General features: G+C 61.7%; 13 protein-coding genes, 1 tRNA gene and 1 pseudogene. 14 read left to right on the top strand and 1 reads right to left on the bottom strand.

All coding sequences use genetic code 11. The features are described from left to right. Nucleotides 1–4: 4 nt before the first annotated feature. The 11 genes from Q0603_RS13880 (at nucleotide 5) to Q0603_RS13830 (ending at nucleotide 15,043) form a co-directional block, all read left to right on the top strand. Complete coding sequence (locus Q0603_RS13880; protein WP_298726658.1) at nucleotides 5–2,734, top strand: molybdopterin cofactor-binding domain-containing protein; 2,730 nt, start codon at nucleotides 5–7, stop codon at nucleotides 2,732–2,734. Nucleotides 2,735–2,748: 14 nt separating this feature from the next. After that, nucleotides 2,749–4,248 carry a 6-hydroxynicotinate reductase gene (locus tag Q0603_RS13875; protein ID WP_298726657.1) on the top strand — a complete coding sequence of 500 codons (1,500 nt, stop codon included), beginning with the start codon at nucleotides 2,749–2,751 and terminating at the stop codon, nucleotides 4,246–4,248. Beyond that, on the top strand, nucleotides 4,245–5,132 hold the full coding sequence (locus tag Q0603_RS13870) for a UPF0280 family protein (protein ID WP_298726654.1): 888 nt from the start codon (nucleotides 4,245–4,247) through the stop codon (nucleotides 5,130–5,132). The genes Q0603_RS13875 and Q0603_RS13870 overlap by 4 nt, the downstream gene beginning before the upstream one ends. Further along, complete coding sequence (locus tag Q0603_RS13865) at nucleotides 5,132–5,716, top strand: amino acid synthesis family protein (protein ID WP_298726649.1); 585 nt, start codon at nucleotides 5,132–5,134, stop codon at nucleotides 5,714–5,716. The genes Q0603_RS13870 and Q0603_RS13865 overlap by 1 nt, the downstream gene beginning before the upstream one ends. A 57-nt stretch (nucleotides 5,717–5,773) precedes the next feature. Continuing rightward, on the top strand, nucleotides 5,774–6,982 hold the full coding sequence (locus tag Q0603_RS13860) for an ABC transporter substrate-binding protein (RefSeq protein ID WP_298726647.1): 1,209 nt from the start codon (nucleotides 5,774–5,776) through the stop codon (nucleotides 6,980–6,982). Nucleotides 6,983–7,059: 77 nt separating this feature from the next. Next, a complete protein-coding gene (locus tag Q0603_RS13855) occupies nucleotides 7,060–8,958 on the top strand; it encodes an ABC transporter permease (RefSeq protein WP_298726645.1) in 1,899 nt (632 codons plus the stop codon). Continuing rightward, nucleotides 8,955–9,716, top strand: a complete 762-nt coding sequence (locus tag Q0603_RS13850) for an ABC transporter ATP-binding protein (protein ID WP_298726643.1) — start codon at nucleotides 8,955–8,957, stop codon at nucleotides 9,714–9,716. Before Q0603_RS13855 ends, Q0603_RS13850 begins: the two co-directional genes overlap by 4 nt. Before the next feature lie 14 nt (nucleotides 9,717–9,730). Further along, nucleotides 9,731–10,432 carry an ABC transporter ATP-binding protein gene (locus Q0603_RS13845; protein ID WP_366132755.1) on the top strand — a complete coding sequence of 234 codons (702 nt, stop codon included), beginning with the start codon at nucleotides 9,731–9,733 and terminating at the stop codon, nucleotides 10,430–10,432. Nucleotides 10,433–10,439: 7 nt separating this feature from the next. Continuing rightward, a complete protein-coding gene (locus Q0603_RS13840) occupies nucleotides 10,440–12,482 on the top strand; it encodes a hydantoinase/oxoprolinase family protein (RefSeq protein WP_298726639.1) in 2,043 nt (680 codons plus the stop codon). A 5-nt stretch (nucleotides 12,483–12,487) separates the two neighbouring features. Further along, entirely contained in the window at nucleotides 12,488–14,218 is a 1,731-nt protein-coding gene (locus Q0603_RS13835) for a hydantoinase B/oxoprolinase family protein (RefSeq protein ID WP_298726637.1), read from the top strand. Nucleotides 14,219–14,230: 12 nt separating this feature from the next. Next, the gene (locus Q0603_RS13830; protein WP_298726634.1) at nucleotides 14,231–15,043 is read left to right on the top strand and encodes a hypothetical protein; all 813 of its coding nucleotides are present in this window, start codon (nucleotides 14,231–14,233) and stop codon (nucleotides 15,041–15,043) included. Here Q0603_RS13830 and Q0603_RS13825 read toward each other — a convergent pair. Next, entirely contained in the window at nucleotides 15,018–15,542 is a 525-nt protein-coding gene (locus Q0603_RS13825; protein WP_298726633.1) for a hypothetical protein, read from the bottom strand. The genes Q0603_RS13830 and Q0603_RS13825 overlap by 26 nt on opposite strands. Nucleotides 15,543–15,705: 163 nt before the next feature. Between Q0603_RS13825 and Q0603_RS13820 the strand changes: the two genes are divergently transcribed. The 3 genes and pseudogenes from Q0603_RS13820 to Q0603_RS13810 form a co-directional block, all read left to right on the top strand. Continuing rightward, nucleotides 15,706–15,782, top strand: a tRNA-His gene (locus Q0603_RS13820). 214 nt (nucleotides 15,783–15,996) lie between these two features. Beyond that, nucleotides 15,997–16,938: a UDP-glucuronic acid decarboxylase family protein gene (locus Q0603_RS13815; protein WP_298726631.1), complete on the top strand. Its 942-nt coding sequence runs from the start codon at nucleotides 15,997–15,999 to the stop codon at nucleotides 16,936–16,938. A gap of 447 nt (nucleotides 16,939–17,385) precedes the next feature. Beyond that, nucleotides 17,386–19,805 (top strand): annotated as a pseudogene (locus Q0603_RS13810) (heme utilization protein); the annotation flags it as partial.

Genomic DNA, 19,805 nt, shown 5'->3' with positions numbered 1-19,805 from the left:
CGTTATGCGGCTTATTGTCAACGGCAAACCGCATAGCTATCACGGCTCGCCGCTGAAGCGTTTAAGCGACGTCCTGCGCGATGATCTCGGTCTGACGGGAACCAAAGTTGGCTGTAATGCCGGCGATTGCGGCGCTTGCACGGTCATGCTGGAAGGCAAGCAGGTCTGTTCCTGTCTGACTCCTGTGGGGCAGGCGGCAGGTAAGCCCATCGCCACTGTCGAAGGGCTGAAGGCGCATGGCTCGCTGTCGCGTCTGCAGCGCGCCTTCATCAAGCATGGCGCTGCGCAATGTGGTATCTGCACGCCCGGCATGCTGATGGCAGCGACTGATCTGCTCGCTGAGAAAGCCAAGCCGAGCGAGCAGGAAGTGATGGATGCCATCGGCGGCGTTCTGTGCCGCTGCACGGGCTACCGTAAGATCGTCGATGCAATCCTCGATGCCGCACGGACGCCGGCGTTGCCTGAGATGCCGGATGCAGGCGCAGCGGTTGGGAAGCGCGTCTGCAAGGTTGATGGTGTGGCCAAGGTGGAAGGAGTGGAGCGTTATGGCGCGGATTACATTCCGTCCGATGCGCTCTGGGCCCGCATCATCCGCTCTCCCCACGCCCGCGCCACGTTCATGCTGGGTGATTTCACGCCGCTGATTCAGAAATATCGGCTTAATCGGGTGCTCACCTCCGCTGACGTGCCGCGCAACGGATACGGCATCTATCCGGACATCAAGGATCAGCCGGTTCTGGCCGATGGGATCGTCCGCTACAAGGGCGAAGCGGTGGTGGCACTGGTCGGTCCGCGCGAAGCCGTCGAGGCCGTGGGGCTGGAGGAACTGCCGATCATCTATACGCCGGAAGCGCCTGTGGTGGGCGTGATCGAAGCCGCGGCGCCAGACGCCAAGCTCGTGCAGGCGGACCGCCCGGGCAATCTGCTGATCGAAGGCGGCGTAAAGAAGGGCGATGTTGGGCGCGGCTTCGCTGAGGCGGCGGCGGTGGCCGAAGGTCTGTTCCAGACCAGCTTCGTCGAGCATGCTTATATCGAGCCGGAGGCCGGCTGGGCAGTGCGGATCGGGGACCGCATCGAGATTCATGCCACTACCCAGACCCCCTACATGGATCGCGACGAGATTGCGGGCATCATGCAGCTGCCGCCGGATCGCGTGCGCATCGTGCCGACCGCTTGCGGCGGCGGCTTTGGCGGCAAGCTGGATCTTTCCGTGCAGCCGGTCATTGCCCTGGCAGCCTGGACGCTCGGCAAACCGGTCGCCTGCGTCTACACGCGGCCTGAAAGCATGGCGGCCAGCACCAAGCGGCACCCGGCGCGCATCAGCGCAAAATTCGCCTGCGACGCCAAGGGCAAATTGCTCGCCGTCGAGACCTGGGCCGATTTCGATACCGGCGCTTATGCAAGCTGGGGGCCGACGGTGGCGAACCGCGTTCCGGTGCATGCCACTGGGCCGTATCATGTGCCCCATGTGAAGAATTGGGGCCGCGCGCTGTTCACCAATGCACCGCCGGCGGGCGCGTTCCGCGGCTTTGGCGTTCCTCAGGCCGCCATCGCCCATGAAACCCTGATGGACGATCTGGCTCTCAAGCTGAAGATCGACCGTCTGGAATTTCGCCGCATCAACGCCCTGCGCGCCGGCGATCTGACGGCGACGGGCCAGAAGCTTGAGCATTCTGCCGGGTTGCCGCAATGCCTCGACGCGCTGGTGCCGCATTGGAACGCCTTGAATGCGGAGGTCGAAAAGTTCAACGCGCGCCGCAAAGGTCTGCGGCGAGGCATCGGCATCGGCTGCATGTGGTACGGCATCGGCAATACCTCGATGTCGAATCCCTCTCATATGCGGGTCAGCCTTCGCGCCAATGGCCGCATCATGCTGTACAACGGCGCCGTCGATATCGGGCAAGGCTCCAACACCATCTTCGTGCAGATCGCGGCCGATGCGCTCGGGCTGCCGATGTCGGTATTCGACTACGTCATGGGCGATACCGACCGCACCACCGATGCCGGCAAGACCTCGGCCTCACGCCAGACCTTCGTTTCCGGCAAGGCGACCGAACTGGCGGCACGCGATCTGCGCGCGCAGATCCTTCGGCTCGCCAATGCAGGTGATAATGCCAAGTTATGCCTTGATGGACCGATCCTGATGATCAGCGATGGCGGTGCGACGCGGCGGATCGATCTCGCCAATTTGCCGCGGCTGAACGACGAGGCCGACATCCTGATGGGTGAAGGCAGGTTCGATCCGCCCACCACCATGCTGGATGCCGATGGCCAGGGCATTCCCTATGCCACCTATGGGTTCGCGGCGCAGATGGCGATGGTCGAAGTGGATACTGAACTGGGAACGGTGAAGGTCAAAAAGATCATTGCGGCCCATGATGTCGGCAAGGCCATCAATCCGACCCAGGTGGAAGGCCAGATCCAGGGCGGCATCGCGCAGGGTCTGGGGTTGGCGCTCATGGAGGAGTATCTGCCCGGCCGTACCGAGAATCTGCACGATTACCTGATTCCGACGGTCGGCGATGTGCCCGAGATCGAGTGCATCCTGATTGAGGATGCCGAGCCGCTGGGGCCGTTTGGCGCGAAAGGCGTCGGCGAGCCGGGATTGGTGCCCACCGCGCCGGCGATCCTGGGCGCTATCCGCCATGCGACAGGCGTGCGGATCACTGAAGTGCCGGTGCTGCCGCATCGTCTTCATGCCGCGCTTCGGCAATTGCCCATGGTAGCGGAATAGGGAAGGGAGGCGAAATGAACGAGGCCGTTGCTCCTCATCCCGATGGCAAGGACGACGTCGTCCGCTGCGATGCCTGCCCGGTTTTGTGCCGCATCCGGCCCGGCAAGGCTGGCGCCTGCGACCGATATGCCAATGTCGATGGCATTCTGACGCGTGTCGATCCGTTGGTGATTACCGAACGTGCGACGGCGCAAGGCGCCGACATCGTGCCATTCCTGTCAGGCAGCGAAGGATGGAATGGCAGCGTCGCTGCTCCGCCGCCGGCCGCAACCTTCGTGACCGGTGTGGGCGCCGGAACCACCTATCCCGATTACAAGCCGGCCCCTTTCATCGTCGCCTCGCAGCATGACGGCATCGACATGGTCACCGTCGTGACGGAGGGCATCTTCAGCTATTGTGGCGTCAAGGTGAAGATCGACACCGACCGCCATCTGGGGCCCGAGCAGTCTCCGGTGCGGGTGAATGGCGAGGCCATCGGTCACGTCACCACGGCCGAGTATGGCTCGCAGATGCTATCGCTGGGCGGCGTGCATCACCTCACGGGCGGCAGCAAGAAAGAGGGCAACGTTACCTGTGAGGCCCTGCTGAAGCTGTGCAACAAGGAAGCTGTCACGGTCCAAATCGATAACGGCGCCGAGGTGGTGATCCAGGCGGGCAAGCCGCCGGTGGTGAATGGCAAGCCGGAAGAGCGCATGCGCGTCGGCTGCGGCTCTGCAACCATTGGCATTTTCGCCAAGCAATGGCTCGGCCATTGCGATGAGGTGATTGTCGTCGACGACCATATCACCGGGGTGCTGACCGAGCATCAGGCCGGCCGTTTCCTCGACATGCGGCTATCGGGCATCCGTGTGCGCGGTCGCAAGTCGACACCGGGCCGCTACTTCCAGGTCGCCGAGCCAGGACTTGGATGGGGCGGAACCAATATCTCCGATCCGCTGGAAATCATCGAAAGCATCGATCCGAAGATCGCCTGGCCAGGTCTGCGGCTACTGATGGTCTCGACCACCGGCGAGCATAGCGGCTGGTATGTGCTGGATGATCAGCTCAAGCCGCAGCCTGCCGAGATGCCACAGTCCGTTCGCAAGGTGGTAGATCGCATTGCCGAGAATTGCGAACCATCGCTTTGCACCGTGCTGTTCATGGCCGGTGCGGGCGGCAGCCTGCGGGCGGGCGTTACCGAAAATCCCGTGCGTTTGACGCTCTCAGTGAAGGATCGTTTGACCCGCGTCACCGCCGGCGGCGCGCCAGTTTATGTCTGGCCGGGCGGCGGCATCACCTACATGGTCGATGTCACCCGCATGCCGGACAATTCCTTCGGCTATGTGCCGACCCCGGCGCTGGTGGCGCCCATCGAATTCACGCTGCGCCAGGAAGACTACGCCACCTTGGGCGGCCATATGGATTACGTGGTGCAATTGCAGGATGTGCTGCAGGGAAAACGGCTGACGCGGCAACGCTGGCGGTCCGATAACCCCTGGCCGATCAAGAAATCCGGTGCGGAAGATCAGCTATGAACGGACCGCAGGCGGCATGGCTCGAGGGAGGTCCGGGCAGGAAGCGCCGGCTTCATCTTCAGCATGGTCCGATCGACTTGATCATTGAAGCGTTTGGCACCCCGGAAGCCATGGCCTCGGCCTATGACGCGGCCTGGAAACGGTTACAGGACATTCTGAAGGTTCTAGTGAGCGAACTGGCGGATCTGCGCCGGCCGCTTGGCGCAGCCTATCCTCTGCTGCGCGGACCCGTCGCCCGCCGCATGGCAGCTGCCTGCTGGCCCCTCCGTCATGTCTATATCACGCCGATGGCGGCCGTGGCCGGTGCCGTCGCTGACGAAATACTTGCGGCAATGACAGGGGGCGCCGACATCGCCAAGGCCTATGTCAATAATGGCGGCGACATCGCCTTTCATCTTGCTGCTGGCGAAACGCTGCGGACGGCGGTGGTCTGCAACCCGGAGCATCCACATTTGGATGCTGTAGCTACTTTGAATTCGGGTTCTCCTTCGCGCGGCTTGGCGACATCGGGCTGGCGGGGACGTTCCTTCTCACTCGGCATCGCCGATGCCGTCACCATCCTGGCCGAAAATGCAGCAATGGCAGATGCGGCTGCGACGATGGTGGCCAATGCGGTAACCGTCGATCATCCGGCGATCACGCGCGCGCCGGCGAACAGCCTGCGCGACGACACCGATCTCGGCGATCTGCCGGTGACAGTGAATGTTGGTGCACTGCCGATTTTTGCCGTCAAGGAAGCCTTGTCGTCGGGTATGTGCATCGCACAAGATTTGCGCCGCCGCGGACTGATCCATGCCGCCTTTCTTTCGCTGCAAGGTGAGTATGCGTCCGTCGGGGGTGAGAAGTTGCTGAGCCGGGATGCCAATATTCGCGGAGTGGGGTGATGAGTCTGGTAGATGTGCGGCGCATTGTTCTGATCTCTGAAGAGATTTTCCATGATGGCGGACCGCGCGCCGCAAAGCCGCCCCGCCGTGGCGTGATCGGCGCGCTGGTGAAGAACCCCTATGCCGGCCGCTATGAGGCCGATATCACGCCGATGATGGAGGCGCTGAAGCCACTTGGGCTCGATCTCACCAGGCGGCTGGTCGACGCGCTGGGCGGCGATCCCAAGGCGATTGAAGCCTATGGCAAGGGCGCCATCGTTGGCTCCGGTGGCGAGCTGGAGCATGGCGCCCTATGGCATGTGCCGGGCGGCTACAGCATGCGGGAAATCCTGGGCAACGCCAAAGCCATCGTGCCGTCCACCACCAAGGTCGGGGGTGTGGGGGCACGGATCGATATCCCTCTGCACCACATCAACGCTGCCTATGTGCGCAGCCATTTCGATGCCATCGAGTTCTGCGCACCCGATGGCCCGCGCGACAACGAGATTGCTTTCATCCTTGCCATGAGCACGGGCGGCCGCGTCCATGCCCGGGTTGGCGGACTTCAGGTCCACGAGATCAAGGGTGAGGACGGATTGAGGTAACTTCAGCGTCGGGTGTTAGCGTTTCTGGGATTCATAGATACAACGAGGAGACAAATCATGGACCGCAGGACAGTGTTGAAGTGGGGGGCGGCGGTAGGCGCCGCGATGATGTGCATGACATCCGGCGCGCAGGCGCAGGATACGATCAAGATCGGCGAGATGAACTCCTACAAGATCTTCGCCGCCTTCCTCGAACCCTACAAGAAGGGCTGGGAACTGGCGGTTGAGGAGATTAACGCAAGTGGCGGTGTGCTCGGCAAGAAGCTTGAAATCGTCAGCCGCGACGACAACGGCAATCCGGGCGACGCCGTGCGCGTGGCCGAGGAGCTGCTCTCCCGCGAAAAGGTCGCTTTCCTGATAGGTACTTTCCCCTCCCATGTGGGCTTGGCGGTCTCCAGCTTTGCCAAGGAGAAGAAGATCCTGTTCATCGCGGCCGAGCCACTGACCGACAAGATCGTCTGGGACCAGGGCAACAAGTACACCTTCCGCCTCCGCGCCTCGACCTATATGCAGACAGCGATGCTGGTTCCTGATGCGGTCAAGCTGAAGAAGAAGCGCTGGGCCATTGTCTACCCGAACTATGAATACGGCCAGGCGGCGACGGCGGCCTTCAAGAAGCTGATGAAGGAGCAGCAGCCCGATATCGAATTCGTGGTCGAGCAGGCGCCGCCGCTCGGCAAGATCGAGGCCGGCGCGGTGGTGGACGCGATTGCTGCGGCCAAGCCGGATGCGATTTTCTCCTCGCTGTTCGGACCGGACCTCGCCAAATTCGTTCGTGAAGGCAACACCCGTGACCTGTTCAAGGGGGTGGAGGTCTTCAACCTGCTGGCCGGTGAGCCGGAATATCTCGATCCGCTGAAGGACGAGACCCCTGAGGGCTGGTATGTCACCGGTTATCCCTGGGACCAGATCGATACGCCGGAACATAAGAAGTTCCGCGAAGCCTATATGAAGAAGTTCAACGACTATCCGCGCCTCGGCTCCATCGTGGGCTATTCGACGGTGCTGAGCGCGGCGGAGGCGATCAAGAAGGCCGGTTCGCTCGATACCGAGAAGCTGGTGGCGGCCATGTCGGGACTGCAGCATATGACGCCGATGGGCATGATCACCTACCGGCCGCAGGATCATCAGTCGACCATGGGCGCCTATGTCGGCAAGACCACGCTGAAGAATGGCAGGGGCACCATGAAGGACTGGTACTACGCCGATGGTGCCAAGTTCCTGCCTTCGGATGCTGACATCGCCAAGATGCGGCCGGCCGATTGATCATCGTCTAATCGTCGAACGATCGCTCTCTCCCGCCAGATGAACAGCGGGAGAGAGCCACCTTCTCCGGGGTTGCCTTGTCTCTCTCCAACATCGTGATCCAGTTCCTCAACGGCCTGGCGGGTGCCTCGTCGCTGTTCCTCGTCGCTGCGGGACTGTCCATCATCTTCGGCGTCAGCCGGATCGTGAATTTCGCTCATGGCTCGCTCTACATGCTGGGCATCTACATTGCCTACAGCCTGATCGAGTTTTTCGGACGCAGCTCCATTCTCGGTTTCTGGGGCGGCGTTCTGCTCGCGGCCCTGATCGTCGGACTGATCGGTGTCGTGATCGAGATGGTCATCCTGCGGCGGATTTACCGTGCGCCGGAGCTGTTCCAGTTGCTCGCCACTTTTGCTTTAGTCCTGGTGATTAAGGACGTCGCGCTCTACATCTGGGGCGCGGAAGATCTGCTTGGCCCGCGTGCGCCGGGCCTTCGCGGCGCCGTTCAGGTGTTCGGGCGCCGCTTGCCTGAGTACGATCTCTTGCTGATTGTCATCGGACCGGTGGTTCTTGGCCTGCTCTGGCTGCTGATGAGCCGCACGCGATGGGGAACGCTGGTCCGCGCGGCCACGCAGGATCGCGAAATGGTCGGCGCGCTTGGTGTCAACCAGACTTTCCTGTTCACCTCCGTTTTCTTCCTGGGAGCCTTTCTGGCTGGCCTCGGAGGCGCCTTGCAGGTGCCGCGCGAGCCGGCGCAGCTGATGCTGGATTTGACCGTGATCTCCGATGCCTTCGTTGTCGTCGTGGTGGGCGGCATGGGCTCGATCGGCGGCGCTTTCCTGGCCGCCTTACTGATCGCGCAGGCGAAGGCTTTTTGCATCGGCATCGGCGATGTCGTGGTGTTCGGCACCACTCTGTCATTCACGAAGTTCACCCTGGTGGTGGAGTTCGTCATCATGGCCATCGTGCTGGTGGTCCGGCCCTGGGGCCTTCTCGGCAAGCCGCAAGCTGCGCAACGGGGCTCCACTATGGTCGAGCCGCCGCTGCATCCCTTGGGCAAGACCTTCTGGAGCGTCGTGCTCGGGCTGGTGATTTTGCTCGCCGTGGCGCCTTTAGGCGGCGATGACTATCTGCTGGTCCTGCTGGTCGATATCGCGATCTTCACGCTCTTTGCCGGAACCTTGCATTTCCTCATGGGGCCTGCCGGCATGGTTTCCTTCGGCCATGCAGCCTATTTCGGCCTTGGCTGCTATGGCGCGGCATTGGTCTTCCTCAAGCTGAAGCTGCCGATGGAGCTGGCCATTTTCGCCGGGCCTCTAGCCGCCGGATTAGGGGCTTTGATCTTCGGCTGGTTCTGCGTCCGCCTGAGCGGCGTTTATCTTGCCATGCTGACGCTGGCCTTCGCGCAGATCGCCTGGTCCGTTGTGTTCCAGTGGGATGAATTTACCGGCGGCTCGAACGGCCTGATTGGCCTGTGGCCCAGCGACTGGCTCAAAGACCGCACGGTTCTTTATTTCGTCATCCTGGCTTTCTGCGTGGGCGGGATGGCCTTCATCTGGCGCGTTGTTCATGCGCCCTTCGGCTACGTGCTGCGCGCAGGCCGAGATTCCCCGCTGCGCGCCGATGCCATCGGCATCGATGTCCGGCGCTTCCAGTGGTTCGGCTTTGCAATAGCCGGTGCATTGGCCGGTCTGTCTGGCGCCCTGTTTGCCTTCTCCAAGGGCAGCATCTCGCCGGAGACGCTGGCGGTTTCGCGCTCCGTCGACGGCCTGGTGATGGTTCTGCTCGGCGGCGTGCAGACCTTGACCGGCCCGGTCGCCGGCGCTGCGGTCTTCACCTGGCTGCAGGATGAGATCGCACGCAACACCGAATATTGGCGCGCCATTCTTGGCATCACCATTCTGGTCATCGTATTGGCCTTCCCGCAGGGCATAGCGGGCTTCGTCAAGCAGATGATGACCAGAAAAGGATTGCTGAAGGAGGTCGCGGCATGACGGTGCTGACTGTCAAAGGCCTGCACAAATCCTTCGGCGGCGTGAAGGCGGTGCAGGATGTCCACTTTTCTGTCGCCGCTGGCGAGTTGCTGGCGCTGATCGGGCCGAATGGGGCAGGCAAGAGCACCTGCTTCAACATGCTGAACGGCCAGCTTCGTCCCGATGCAGGCGAGGTTACCTTGCTGGGTACGCCGCTTGTCGGTCTGGCGCCGCGCCAGATCTGGCGGCTGGGTGTCGGCCGCACGTTCCAGATCACCGCCACCTTCAACTCCATGACGGTGCGGGAAAATGTCCAGATGGCACTGCTGTCCTACCACAATCGTCTGATGTCGCTGTGGCGGCCCGCCAACCGGCTCTACCGCGACGAGGCGATGGCGCTGCTGGAGCGGGTGGGTATGGTCGATCAGAGCGAACGCGCCTGCGGCATCCTGGCCTATGGCGATCTCAAGCGAGTCGAACTGGCCATTGCGCTGGCCAATAACCCGAAGCTGCTGCTGATGGACGAGCCGACCGCGGGCATGGCGCCGAGCGAACGTATCGGACTGATGGACCTGACGGCGCGGCTTGCCCGGCAGGACAATATCGCCGTGCTGTTCACCGAACACGATATGGATGTGGTGTTCGCCCAGGCCGACCGCATCATCGTGCTTGACCGCGGTCGCCTGATTGCTGAGGGCAGCCCGGAAGAGGTGCGGCAAAACGAACAGGTTCAGGCCGTCTATCTCGGCTCCGGCGCCGTCTTTGCGGAGGCGCATTGATGACGACCGCTGCAATGCTGAAGATTACAGGGCTCAATACTTATTACGGACGGGCGCATATCCTTTCGGATCTGTCGCTTGAGGCGCGACGTGGCGAGGTCGTGGTGCTGCTGGGCCGCAACGGCGCCGGAAAGTCCACCACGATGAAGTCTGTGATCGGCCTGGTAGCTGCCGCAAGGGGCACCATAGAATTCGAAGGCGAGCGGATCGACAATCTGGCGCCGTATCGCATTGCGCGGCTCGGGCTCGGCTATGTTCCGGAAGAGCGCCGTATCTTCACCGAACTCAGCGTAATGGAGAATCTGGAGGTCGGTCGGCAGTCGCCGCGCGATGGCGCACCAACCTGGACGCCGGATCGCCTGTTCGAACTGTTCCCCAATCTGGGCCGCATGAAGGATCGCCCCGGCGGCCGCATGTCGGGTGGCGAGCAGCAGATGCTGACTATCGCTCGGACCCTGATGGGCAATCCGCGTCTCATCCTGCTCGACGAGCCATCCGAAGGCCTGGCGCCGGTCATTGTCGAGCAGATGGCCAAGACGATCCTGCAGCTCAAGGCCGAAGGGCTGACTGTGCTGCTGTCCGAGCAGAATCTGCACTTCTCGCAGATGGTGGCTGACCGCGCCTACATCATCGAGAAGGGGCGGATCCGTTATCAGGGCACGATGGCCGAACTCTCCGCTGATGCGGCGGTGCGTGAACAGTATCTGTCGGTGTGAGGCGAGTATGGGCTGGATCGTTGGAATCGATGTTGGCGGCACCTTTACCGACCTGATCGGCATCGAGCCGGAACAGGGCAAGGTTGCGCTCGCCAAGGTGCCGACCACGCTGGACAACCAGGCTTTCGGCGTTCTGGCCGCGCTGGAAAAGGGCGGCATCGCCCTGCCGCAGACCGATACCATCGTCCACGGCACGACCACGACGACGAATGCGCTGCTGGAGCGCAAGGTGGCGCGCGTCGGTCTCATCACCACCAAGGGGTTCCGCGACAGTCTGGAACTCGGCCGCCGCACGCGGCCGCAGCCCTATGGCCTGACCGGGCATTTCGAGCCTCTGGTGCCGCGGCAATGGCGCCTGGAAGTGCCCGAGCGCATGGATGCCGATGGCGAGGTGGTCATCCCGCTGGACGAAGCGGCTGTCCGCCAGGCCGTCGAGCAGCTTCGCGCGGCGGGCTGCGAAGCGCTGGTGATCCACTTCCTGCATTCCTACATCAATCCGGCCCATGAGAAGCGTGCCTTGGAGATTGCCGCCGAGATCTGGCCGAACGGCTATATCACCGCGGGTCACGAGCTGCTTTCGGAATACCGCGAGTATGAGCGCGGCACCACGGCCTGCGTGAATGCCTCGGTTCAGCCGGTACTGCACCGCTATATCGAGCGTCTGAATGGCGAGTTGAAAGCCAAGGGGTTCGGCCGCGACCTTCTGGTCATGCAGGGCAACGGCGGCACGATTGCGGCGGGCATCGTGGCGGAAGCTGCGGTGAACACCGTGATGTCCGGCCCGGCATCCGGCGTGATGGCCGCGGCCTATACGGCGCGCGCCGCCGGATTGCCCAACGTGATCACTTATGACATGGGCGGCACTTCGTCGGATATCGGCCTGATTCAGGATGGCGTGCCGCAGGTCTCGTCCGAACTAGAACTCGAATATGCGATGCCCATCCATGTGCCGATGGTGGATGTGCATACAATTGGCGCGGGCGGCGGATCGATCGCCTTCATCAACGAGGCCGGCATGCTCCAGGTCGGCCCGGAAAGTGCCGGCGCGCGACCCGGTCCGATCTGCTACGGCCGTGGTGGCACGCGTCCGACGATCACCGATGCCAATCTCGTCCTGGGCCGTCTCGATCCCGACGGCCTGCTGTCGGTCGATAGCAAGGTCTCGCTCGATGATGTGAAGCGCGCCATTGCCGAGGAGGTCGGCAAGCCGCTCGGTTTAGGTGTCGATGACGCTGCCGCCGCAATCTTGCGTATTGCCAATGACAAGATGGCCGGCGCTATTCGCATGGTCAGTTTGAGCCGTGGCCATGATCCCCGCGATTTCGCGCTATTCGCCTTCGGCGGCGCAGGGCCTTTGCATGCGGCGGCGCTGGCGCGCGAGCTGGGCATTCCTAAATTGCTAATCCCGGCTCGGCCCGGCATTACCAACGCGCTTGGATGCGTTGTTGCCGATCTGCGGCATGACTACGTCAAGACCGTCAACAAGCCGCTAAGCAGCCTGCCGGATGGACTGGTGCAGCAAGTGCTGGACGAGCAGATCGCCGAAGGCAAGGCGACCTTGGAACGCGACGGTGTCACCGTGGACGACATCCAGGTGCTGCACACCGCCGATATGCAGTTCCAGGGGCAAAGCCATCTGCTGACGGTGGCCATCGAAGACAAGGCCATCACCCGCGACGCCCTGCAGAAGGCTTTCGAGGCAGCGTATTGGCAGCGCTTCGAGGTGGAGCTGCCGGAAATCCGTGCCGTGCTGGTCAATCTCCATACGGCGGTAATTGGCCGCCGTCCCGATTTGTCGCTCGAACGCTTGCTGGCGGCGGAACCGGCCAAGGACGTCGCCGGTGCGATGAAGAAGTCGCGCAAGGTATGGTATGATGTCGGCGGCTGGCAGGACACGCCCGTTTATGACCGTGAGCGCCTGCCGCGCGGCACCAGCTTCAGCGGACCGGCCATCCTGGAACAGCTCGACACCACCGTGGTTATCGAGCCGGGCAATCGGGTTGCCATTGACGGTCTGGGCAACCTCATCGTTTCAGTGAACGAGGAGTAGGCGCGATGGCAAAAGTGATCGATCCTGTTACCCTGGTCGTCATCCAGAATGGTTTGCAGCAGGTCTGCAATGAGATGGATTTGGCCTTCTGCCGGGCTGCCTTCTCGCCGGTGATCTCCGAAGCGCTCGACCGCTCGGACGGTATCTATCATGGCGAGACCGGCGAACTGATTGCGCAGGGCGAGCTTGGTTTACCGGTTTTCGTCGGCACCATGCAGTTCTCCACCCAGGCCGTTATCGAGCGCGCGCGCAATACGCCGCTGCTGGCGCCCAAGCCCGGCGACGTCTACATCGTCAACGATCCTTATCTCGGCGGCACCCATCTGATGGATGTCCGCTTCGTCAAGCCCTTCTTCTATCAGGGAAAGCTGTTCGCCTGGCTGGCCAATACCGGCCATTGGCCGGATATCGGCGGCATGGTGCCGGGCGGCTTCTCGGCCAATGCCACAGAAGTGGAGCAGGAGGGCCTGCGGCTGCCGCCGGTCAAGCTCTACAAGGAAGGCGTGCTGGATGAGGAAATCCTCTCCATCATTCTCAGCAATATCCGCATCGCCGATCAGCGTATCGGCGATATCAAGGCGCAGGCAGCGGCCTTGACCATCGGTGAGAAGCGGCTGACCGCTTTGCTGGACCGCTACGGCGCCGATGTGGTGAAGCAGGCGATTGAGGAGTTGAAGCAGCGCGCTTCGCAGCAGATGCGTGCCCGTATCCGCACGATCCCGGACGGCACCTATGAAGGATCGGCGATTGTCGATTCCGACGGCGTGGTGGACGAGCCATTGGTGATCAAGATGAAGGTCGACAAGCGTGGCGAAGAACTATTCTTCGACATGACGGGCTCCAGTCCGCCTTGCCGCGGTCCGATGAACAGCGTGATCGCGACGACCTATTCCTCGATCTATCTCGCGGTGAAGCACATCTTTCCCGATGTGCCGATCAATGCTGGTACCTTTGAGCCGCTGAAGATCAAGGACCCGCATGGCACTTTTCTTTACGCGAAATACCCAAGGCCGGTATCGGGCTGCGCCGCGGAGGTCAGCCAGCGCATCGCCGAAGCCGTGTTCAATGCTCTGGTGCAGGCGATCCCGGACCGCTTGTTCGCAGCTCCAGCGGGCACCTCAGGCAATTTTGCGCTGGGCGGCTACGATCCGAAGCGGGATCGTTCCTATGTCATGTATGTCATCTCCGGCGGCGGATATGGCGGCTGGTATGGCGGCGACGGCTTGACCAATGGCTGTTCCACTATCGGCATTTCGAAGACTACGCCAATCGAGGTGATGGAGCAGTATTATCCCGTGCTGTTCGAGGAATACTCGCTGCATGAAGGCTCGGGCGGAGCAGGGCAGTATCGCGGCGGCTTCGGCGTCAACTACACGATCCGACTGCGCCGCGGCGAAGCGCGGGCTTCCATGGTGATGGATCACGGCCGCACCGGACCGCGCGGCGTGCTGGGCGGCCAGGATGGCGGCACCAACAAGGTCGCCATCGAGATTCAGAGCGCAGATGGCGCGAAAGTATATATTCCACCGCATCTCTCCAAGGATCAGGATATTCAGATCAAGGCAGGCGACCGCGTGCGCGTTTCCACGCCAGGTGGCGGCGGCTTCGGCGATCCGAAGAAACGCGATCCCGCGCTGATCGCCCGCGATCTTGAGCGCGGCTATTACACGCCCGAGCAAATCCGCGAACGGTTCGGTATCATTCCGCCTCAGTCCTCTCGGTCAGCCGCGGAATAGCCTCGCAAGCCAGTGCTGTCGGAATTGTTCATATGGGCCGGCGTCAGCGCGTCGCCAGCCGCGCGCCGGCTTGGCTATGCCAAGGCCGCGGTCAGCCTGTGGTCGCGCCATCGGCGCTGCGCCAAGTCGTGGCAGCAGCATGAAGCCAATAGCCGGGATTTCGTCCTTCAGCTCACAGCCGGTTGCCGGCGGCGCGACACGTTCTGGGTCTTGGGGGCTGGCACGCTTGCCGATGTGCCGCTCAAGGAATTATCGCAACAGTTTCGCCGCATTCTGGTCTTCGACATTGCCTGGCTCCGACCTGCGCGCCGACAGGTTCAGCGTTTCGACAATGTCGAGATGCGGCAGGCCGACATCACCGGCCTTGTCGAGCCGCTGATCGAATGGCGTCCGGGCACGCCCTTGCCGATTCCATCGCCCGACGTATTGCAGGATCTCGATGTCGTTCCACCCGACGGCATCGTTTCGCTGAATCTGTTGTCGCAATTGCCGTTGCTGCCGGTAGAGTATGCCAAAACCCATGGCGTCACCCGGCATGCTGCAGAGGCTTTCGGCCGAAGCATCATCGAGGCGCATCTTGCGGCGCTGACGAAATTCGATTGTCCGGTCGGCTTGATTGCCGATGCGGTGCGCATCTGGCGGAGCAGGGCAGGCGAGACTGTGATGCAGGAAAGCGCTCTAATGGATGTTCGACTGCCGGCGGCCGATAAAGAATGGTATTGGCCAGTGGCGCCGCGCGGCGAGATAGATCCGGAAGTTGCGATGGAAATCCGGGTGCAGGCGATCCGGCTGAAGCCGGCTAGGCTGGCTTCTTTCGCTGGTTAGTATCGAACTTCTTCACTTCCTGGACGGATTCGATCACGAAGCCGCGCTCAGGAGGAAACTTGCGCATGATGATGCGGCGGACTTCGTCTTCGTTCGTTGCCTGCAGTTCCAGGTAATTGATCTCGCCCCACTTGTCGTCCAACTGGCGGTGCTTTTCGCCCATCATATGCGCTCGCCGGACTTCCTGGTTATAGAGGCCGATGGAGAAGGTCTTCTTATTGGCTTCCTGGGCAATTGCCTGGCCAGCAAGCTTCTCAAGCTTGGCGACTTGGGTTTCCAGTTCGAGTTTCTGCTTCGTCAACTCGGCGATTTTTTGCTGGGCGTTCTTGGCGAGCTTTTCCAGTTCGTCCAGTCGCTGGCCGCGGCGGACCACCTCCTGGGAACTCCACTCATAGGCCAGCACCTGGCGTTTATGCTGCGCTATCAGTTGCAGCACAATGAAGGCGGCGCCGGGAACGCCGATGAGAAGAGCCCCCATGACGAGCCAGAAGGATGACATGCAAATGTGTTTAGCTGAGTGGAAAACTCCGGACAAGGTGCTGAAAAAACGGCGAAAGTTTTCTGCACGGAGAACTAGTATTTACCCTGCTGAGCGATTGTGGGGCGTTTTGAAGGATGCTTGACCGCAGCAGGGCGGCCGGTTTAAGAAGCCCCCACCCATGGCGGGGGTAGCTCAGTTGGTTAGAGCACCAGATTGTGGCTCTGGGGGTCGCGGGTTCAAGTCCCGTTCCTCGCCCCAAATTTCTCCAGCCGATCAATGACTTAGTCATTGGTCGGCTGTTTTGTTTCGGGGCCGGGGGGCTGCCGCGGGAAGGAAATTGCGGCCTATTCATTAATTTTTATCGATTTATCCGCTTATCCATAATGTAACCCGGCAAAGGGCCGGGCAGTTAGGCCGGTGGGTGGGGGCAAGCGTCCCGTACAGGCGCGCCGTTTTTTGGAGGGGTAGTAAAATGCGACAGTCGAACCGGGCTCTTGTAACCGGCGGGGCTGGTTTTCTTGGCTCGCATCTCTGTGAGCGCCTGGTGAAGGACGGCTGCGACGTCCTCTGTGTCGACAACTACTTTACCGGCCGGCGCACCAACGTGGAAAAGCTGCTGGGCCATCCGCGATTTGAGATCATGCGCCATGACGTGACCTTCCCGCTCTATGTGGAGGTCGATCAGATCTACAATCTCGCCTGTCCGGCATCGCCCGTGCACTACCAGTTCGATCCGGTGCAGACGACGAAAACCAGCGTGCATGGCGCCATCAACATGCTTGGCCTGGCCAAGCGCGTGCGCGCCACCATCTTCCAGGCCTCGACGTCCGAGGTCTATGGCGATCCGGAAGTCCACCCGCAGTCCGAGGAATACTGGGGCCGCGTCAATCCGATCGGCCTGCGCGCCTGCTATGACGAAGGCAAGCGCTGTGCCGAGACGCTGTTCTTCGATTATCACCGCCAGCACCGGCTGCAGATCAAGGTCGGTCGTATCTTCAATACCTACGGCCCGCGCATGCATCCCAATGATGGGCGCGTGGTGTCCAACTTCATCGTGCAGGCGCTGCGCGGTGATGACATCACGATCTATGGCGAAGGCACGCAGACGCGCTCCTTCTGCTATGTCGACGACATGATCGAGGCCTTCGTCCGCCTGATGAACACGGACCCGAGCGTCACCGGCCCGATCAACCTGGGCAATCCCGCGGAATTCACGATGATCCAGCTGGCGGAGATGGTTCTTCGCCTGACGAAATCGTCGTCCAAACTGATTTTCCGGCCGCTGCCCTCCGACGACCCGAAGCAGCGCCAGCCGAATATTTCGAAGGCCAAAGAGATCCTGGGATGGGAGCCTAAGGTCTCTTTGGAAGACGGACTCAAGGAGACGATTGCCTACTTTAAGGCGACCTTGTGAATACTACTCTGGCGTTATGAAGTGGCGCGCGCCATTTCGAGATCGTTCGCGTTAACCATATAAGCCTTGGAAAAGGTGGAGTTTTTTCTGTGATCTTGCTGTGATGCTCGGGACGCGAGTTTAGGCGAAATTTCGTGTGAACGTAAAAGTTCAGAACAATCTTGCCCCACTCGCGCCCCTCGTGTACGTTGTCGTGTGACAGAAAGTATTTTGCAAAACGTACAGAAGTGTGTTTTGCGAAACCCGCTACAGAAGGTGAGCGACGGCCATGGGCCTACAAATCGACGCAGCATTACGCTGCAAATCCACTCGTTCCCACATCATTGAGGCAGGACTCTGTCGGTCTGATTCCCTAGGGGATGGCGCCGCTCTCTCTGGGCGTGCGGTCGCGCATCTGCGCGGCATCACCGCTACGAATTCATCTGACCGGCACTGAGGGGGTAGGTCATGGTTTCTCCGATTTCCTATTTGACTGTTACGCAAATTGCCAACCTGTCTGCCACCGCAGTGCAGGGGCTGACGTCCACCGAAATTCAGTCGTTGAAGTCGACGCAGATCGCGGCTCTGACCACGACGAATATCGAGTTGCTCGTTACCACGCAGGTCGACGCGCTGCTGACCACGCAGGTCAAGGCGCTCACCACCTCGCAGATTGCTGCGCTTGATACTGACTTCCTGATCTTCGATGCGTCGCAGCTCGCAGTTTTGAGCGCCGCTCAGCTTCAGCAGGTCAGTGCAACCAACCTCTCCGATCTGAATGCCACTCAGTTCAAGGCGCTGAATGCGGCACAGATCAAGGGCCTCACCACCGAGCAGCTCCAGGGCCTGACCACGGCCGACATGGAAGAGTGGACGACGACCCAGTTAAAGGGCTTGGCTGCTACTCAGATCAGCGCCCTTGGTTCGGAACATATTTCGCAGCTGTCAGGCTCGCAGATCAGCGCGCTCGCGGCGACGCAGATCAAGGCGTTGACCGAGACGCAGATCGATGCGCTGACGACGGCGGATATCGGCGAGTTCTCTGCGACACAGCTCACCGCTCTTACCACTACTCAGATCCGCAGCTTCGAAACGACACAGCTTGCGGCTCTGTCGGCTACCCAGATCAAGGGGCTGACCTCCAGCCAGCTTAATGCGATTGGCACGGAAGGCATATCCGCCCTGAACACCACGCAGCTCGGCGCCCTCACGGCTGCCCAGGTGAAGGGGCTGTCCACGGCTCAGATCCAGGCGATGGAGTCCACGCAGTTCACGGCTCTGACCAGCACGGCGCTGACCGGCCTGACCGCCACCCAGCTCGCTGCGGTGAGCGAGACCAGCCTGTCTGAGCTGGATGCGACCCAGTTCGGTGCGCTGACCTCGGCTCAGCTGAAGGGCCTGACGGAAACCCAGCTTGGCGCTCTGACCACCACCGACATGGCTGAGTTCACGGCGACCCAGCTGAAGGGCCTGTCGGCGACGCAGCTGAGCAAGCTGAGCACCGAGAATCTGTCTGCTCTGAACAGCACGCAGGTTGCCGCGCTGAGCTCGCAGCAGATCGCCGGTCTGACCACCGAGCAGATCGCCAATCTGACCGAGACTGACATGGCTGAGTTCACTTCGACTCAGCTCAAAGGCCTGACCGCGACGCAGATCCAGAATCTCACCACCGAGAATCTGTCCGCTCTGAACAGCACACAGGTTTCTGCGCTGACGGCGACGCAGATCAAGGCGCTGACCGAGACGCAGATTGGTGCGCTGACCTCCACCGACATCGGTGAGCTGACGGCGACGCAGATCGGCGCCTTCACGGCAACCCAGCTTGGCAACTTTGACAGCACCCAGCTGGATGCGCTGACGCCCGACCAGGTCAAGGGGCTGACCTCGAGCCAGATCTCCGGTCTGTCGGCGACAGCGCTGAGCTCCTTCTCGACTACGGTGCTGGCTGCACTGGCTTCTAGCCAGGTGAAGGGCCTGACGACCGAGCAGATTCAGAATCTGGACAGCACGCAGTTCGCGGCGCTGACCAGCACGGCGCTGACCGGTCTGACCTCCAGCCAGATCGCGGCGGTGAGCGAGACCAGCCTGTCTGAGCTGGATGCGACCCAGTTCGGTGCGCTCAGTGCAGCTCAGCTGAAGGGCCTGACGGAAACCCAGCTCGGTGCTCTGACCACCACCGACATGGCTGAGTTCACCACGACCCAGCTGAAGGGCCTGTCGGCGACGCAGCTGAGCAAACTGAGCACCGAGAATCTGTCTGCTCTGAACAGCACGCAGGTTGCCGCGCTGAGCTCGCAGCAGATCGCGGGTCTGACCACCGAGCAGATCGCCAATCTGACGGCGACTGACATGGCCGAGTTCTCGGCAACGCAGCTCAAGGGCCTGACCGCCACTCAGATCCAGAATCTCACCACCGAGAATCTGTCCGCTCTGACCAGCGACCAGGTCGCCGCGCTGAGCACCGCGCAGATCAAGGCGCTGACGGAAAGCCAGCTGCAGGCTCTGACCACCACCGATATCGGTGAACTGACGGCCACTCAGATCGGTGCCCTGACGGCGACGCAGTTCGGCAGTCTGGATACGACCCAGCTCGACGCCCTGACGACGGAGCAGCTGAAGGGGCTGACCTCCAGTCAGCTCGGTGCGCTGAGCACCGAAGCCATCGCCCAGCTGACCACCACGGTGCTGGGGGCCCTGACCGCGACGCAGGTCAAGGGCCTGACGGCGACCCAGTTGCAGGCGATGGACTCCACGCAGTTCACGGCGCTGAGCAGCACGGCTCTGGCCGGTCTGACCGCTACCCAGATCGGGGCGGTGAGCGAGACCAGCCTGTCTGAGCTGGATGCGACCCAGTTCGGTGCGCTGACCTCGGCTCAGCTGAAGGGCCT

Origin of the sequence: uncultured Ferrovibrio sp. (assembly GCF_937960835.1) — a bacterium.
Lineage (GTDB): Bacteria > Pseudomonadota > Alphaproteobacteria > Ferrovibrionales > Ferrovibrionaceae > Ferrovibrio.
This window is presented reverse-complemented; position numbering and strand designations above follow the sequence as displayed.

Excerpts from the sequence above, each read along its gene's own strand:
- Q0603_RS13880 (WP_298726658.1), top strand. The coding sequence starts at position 5 with ATGCGGCTTATTGTCAACGGCAAACCGCATAGCTATCACGGCTCGCCG.
- Q0603_RS13875 (WP_298726657.1), top strand. The coding sequence starts at position 2,749 with ATGAACGAGGCCGTTGCTCCTCATCCCGATGGCAAGGACGACGTCGTC.
- Q0603_RS13870 (WP_298726654.1), top strand. The coding sequence starts at position 4,245 with ATGAACGGACCGCAGGCGGCATGGCTCGAGGGAGGTCCGGGCAGGAAG.
- Q0603_RS13865 (WP_298726649.1), top strand. The coding sequence starts at position 5,132 with ATGAGTCTGGTAGATGTGCGGCGCATTGTTCTGATCTCTGAAGAGATT.
- Q0603_RS13860 (WP_298726647.1), top strand. The coding sequence starts at position 5,774 with ATGGACCGCAGGACAGTGTTGAAGTGGGGGGCGGCGGTAGGCGCCGCG.
- Q0603_RS13850 (WP_298726643.1), top strand. The coding sequence starts at position 8,955 with ATGACGGTGCTGACTGTCAAAGGCCTGCACAAATCCTTCGGCGGCGTG.
- Q0603_RS13845 (WP_366132755.1), top strand. The coding sequence starts at position 9,731 with ATGCTGAAGATTACAGGGCTCAATACTTATTACGGACGGGCGCATATC.
- Q0603_RS13840 (WP_298726639.1), top strand. The coding sequence starts at position 10,440 with ATGGGCTGGATCGTTGGAATCGATGTTGGCGGCACCTTTACCGACCTG.
- Q0603_RS13835 (WP_298726637.1), top strand. The coding sequence starts at position 12,488 with ATGGCAAAAGTGATCGATCCTGTTACCCTGGTCGTCATCCAGAATGGT.
- Q0603_RS13825 (WP_298726633.1), bottom strand. The coding sequence starts at position 15,542 with ATGTCATCCTTCTGGCTCGTCATGGGGGCTCTTCTCATCGGCGTTCCC.
- Q0603_RS13815 (WP_298726631.1), top strand. The coding sequence starts at position 15,997 with ATGCGACAGTCGAACCGGGCTCTTGTAACCGGCGGGGCTGGTTTTCTT.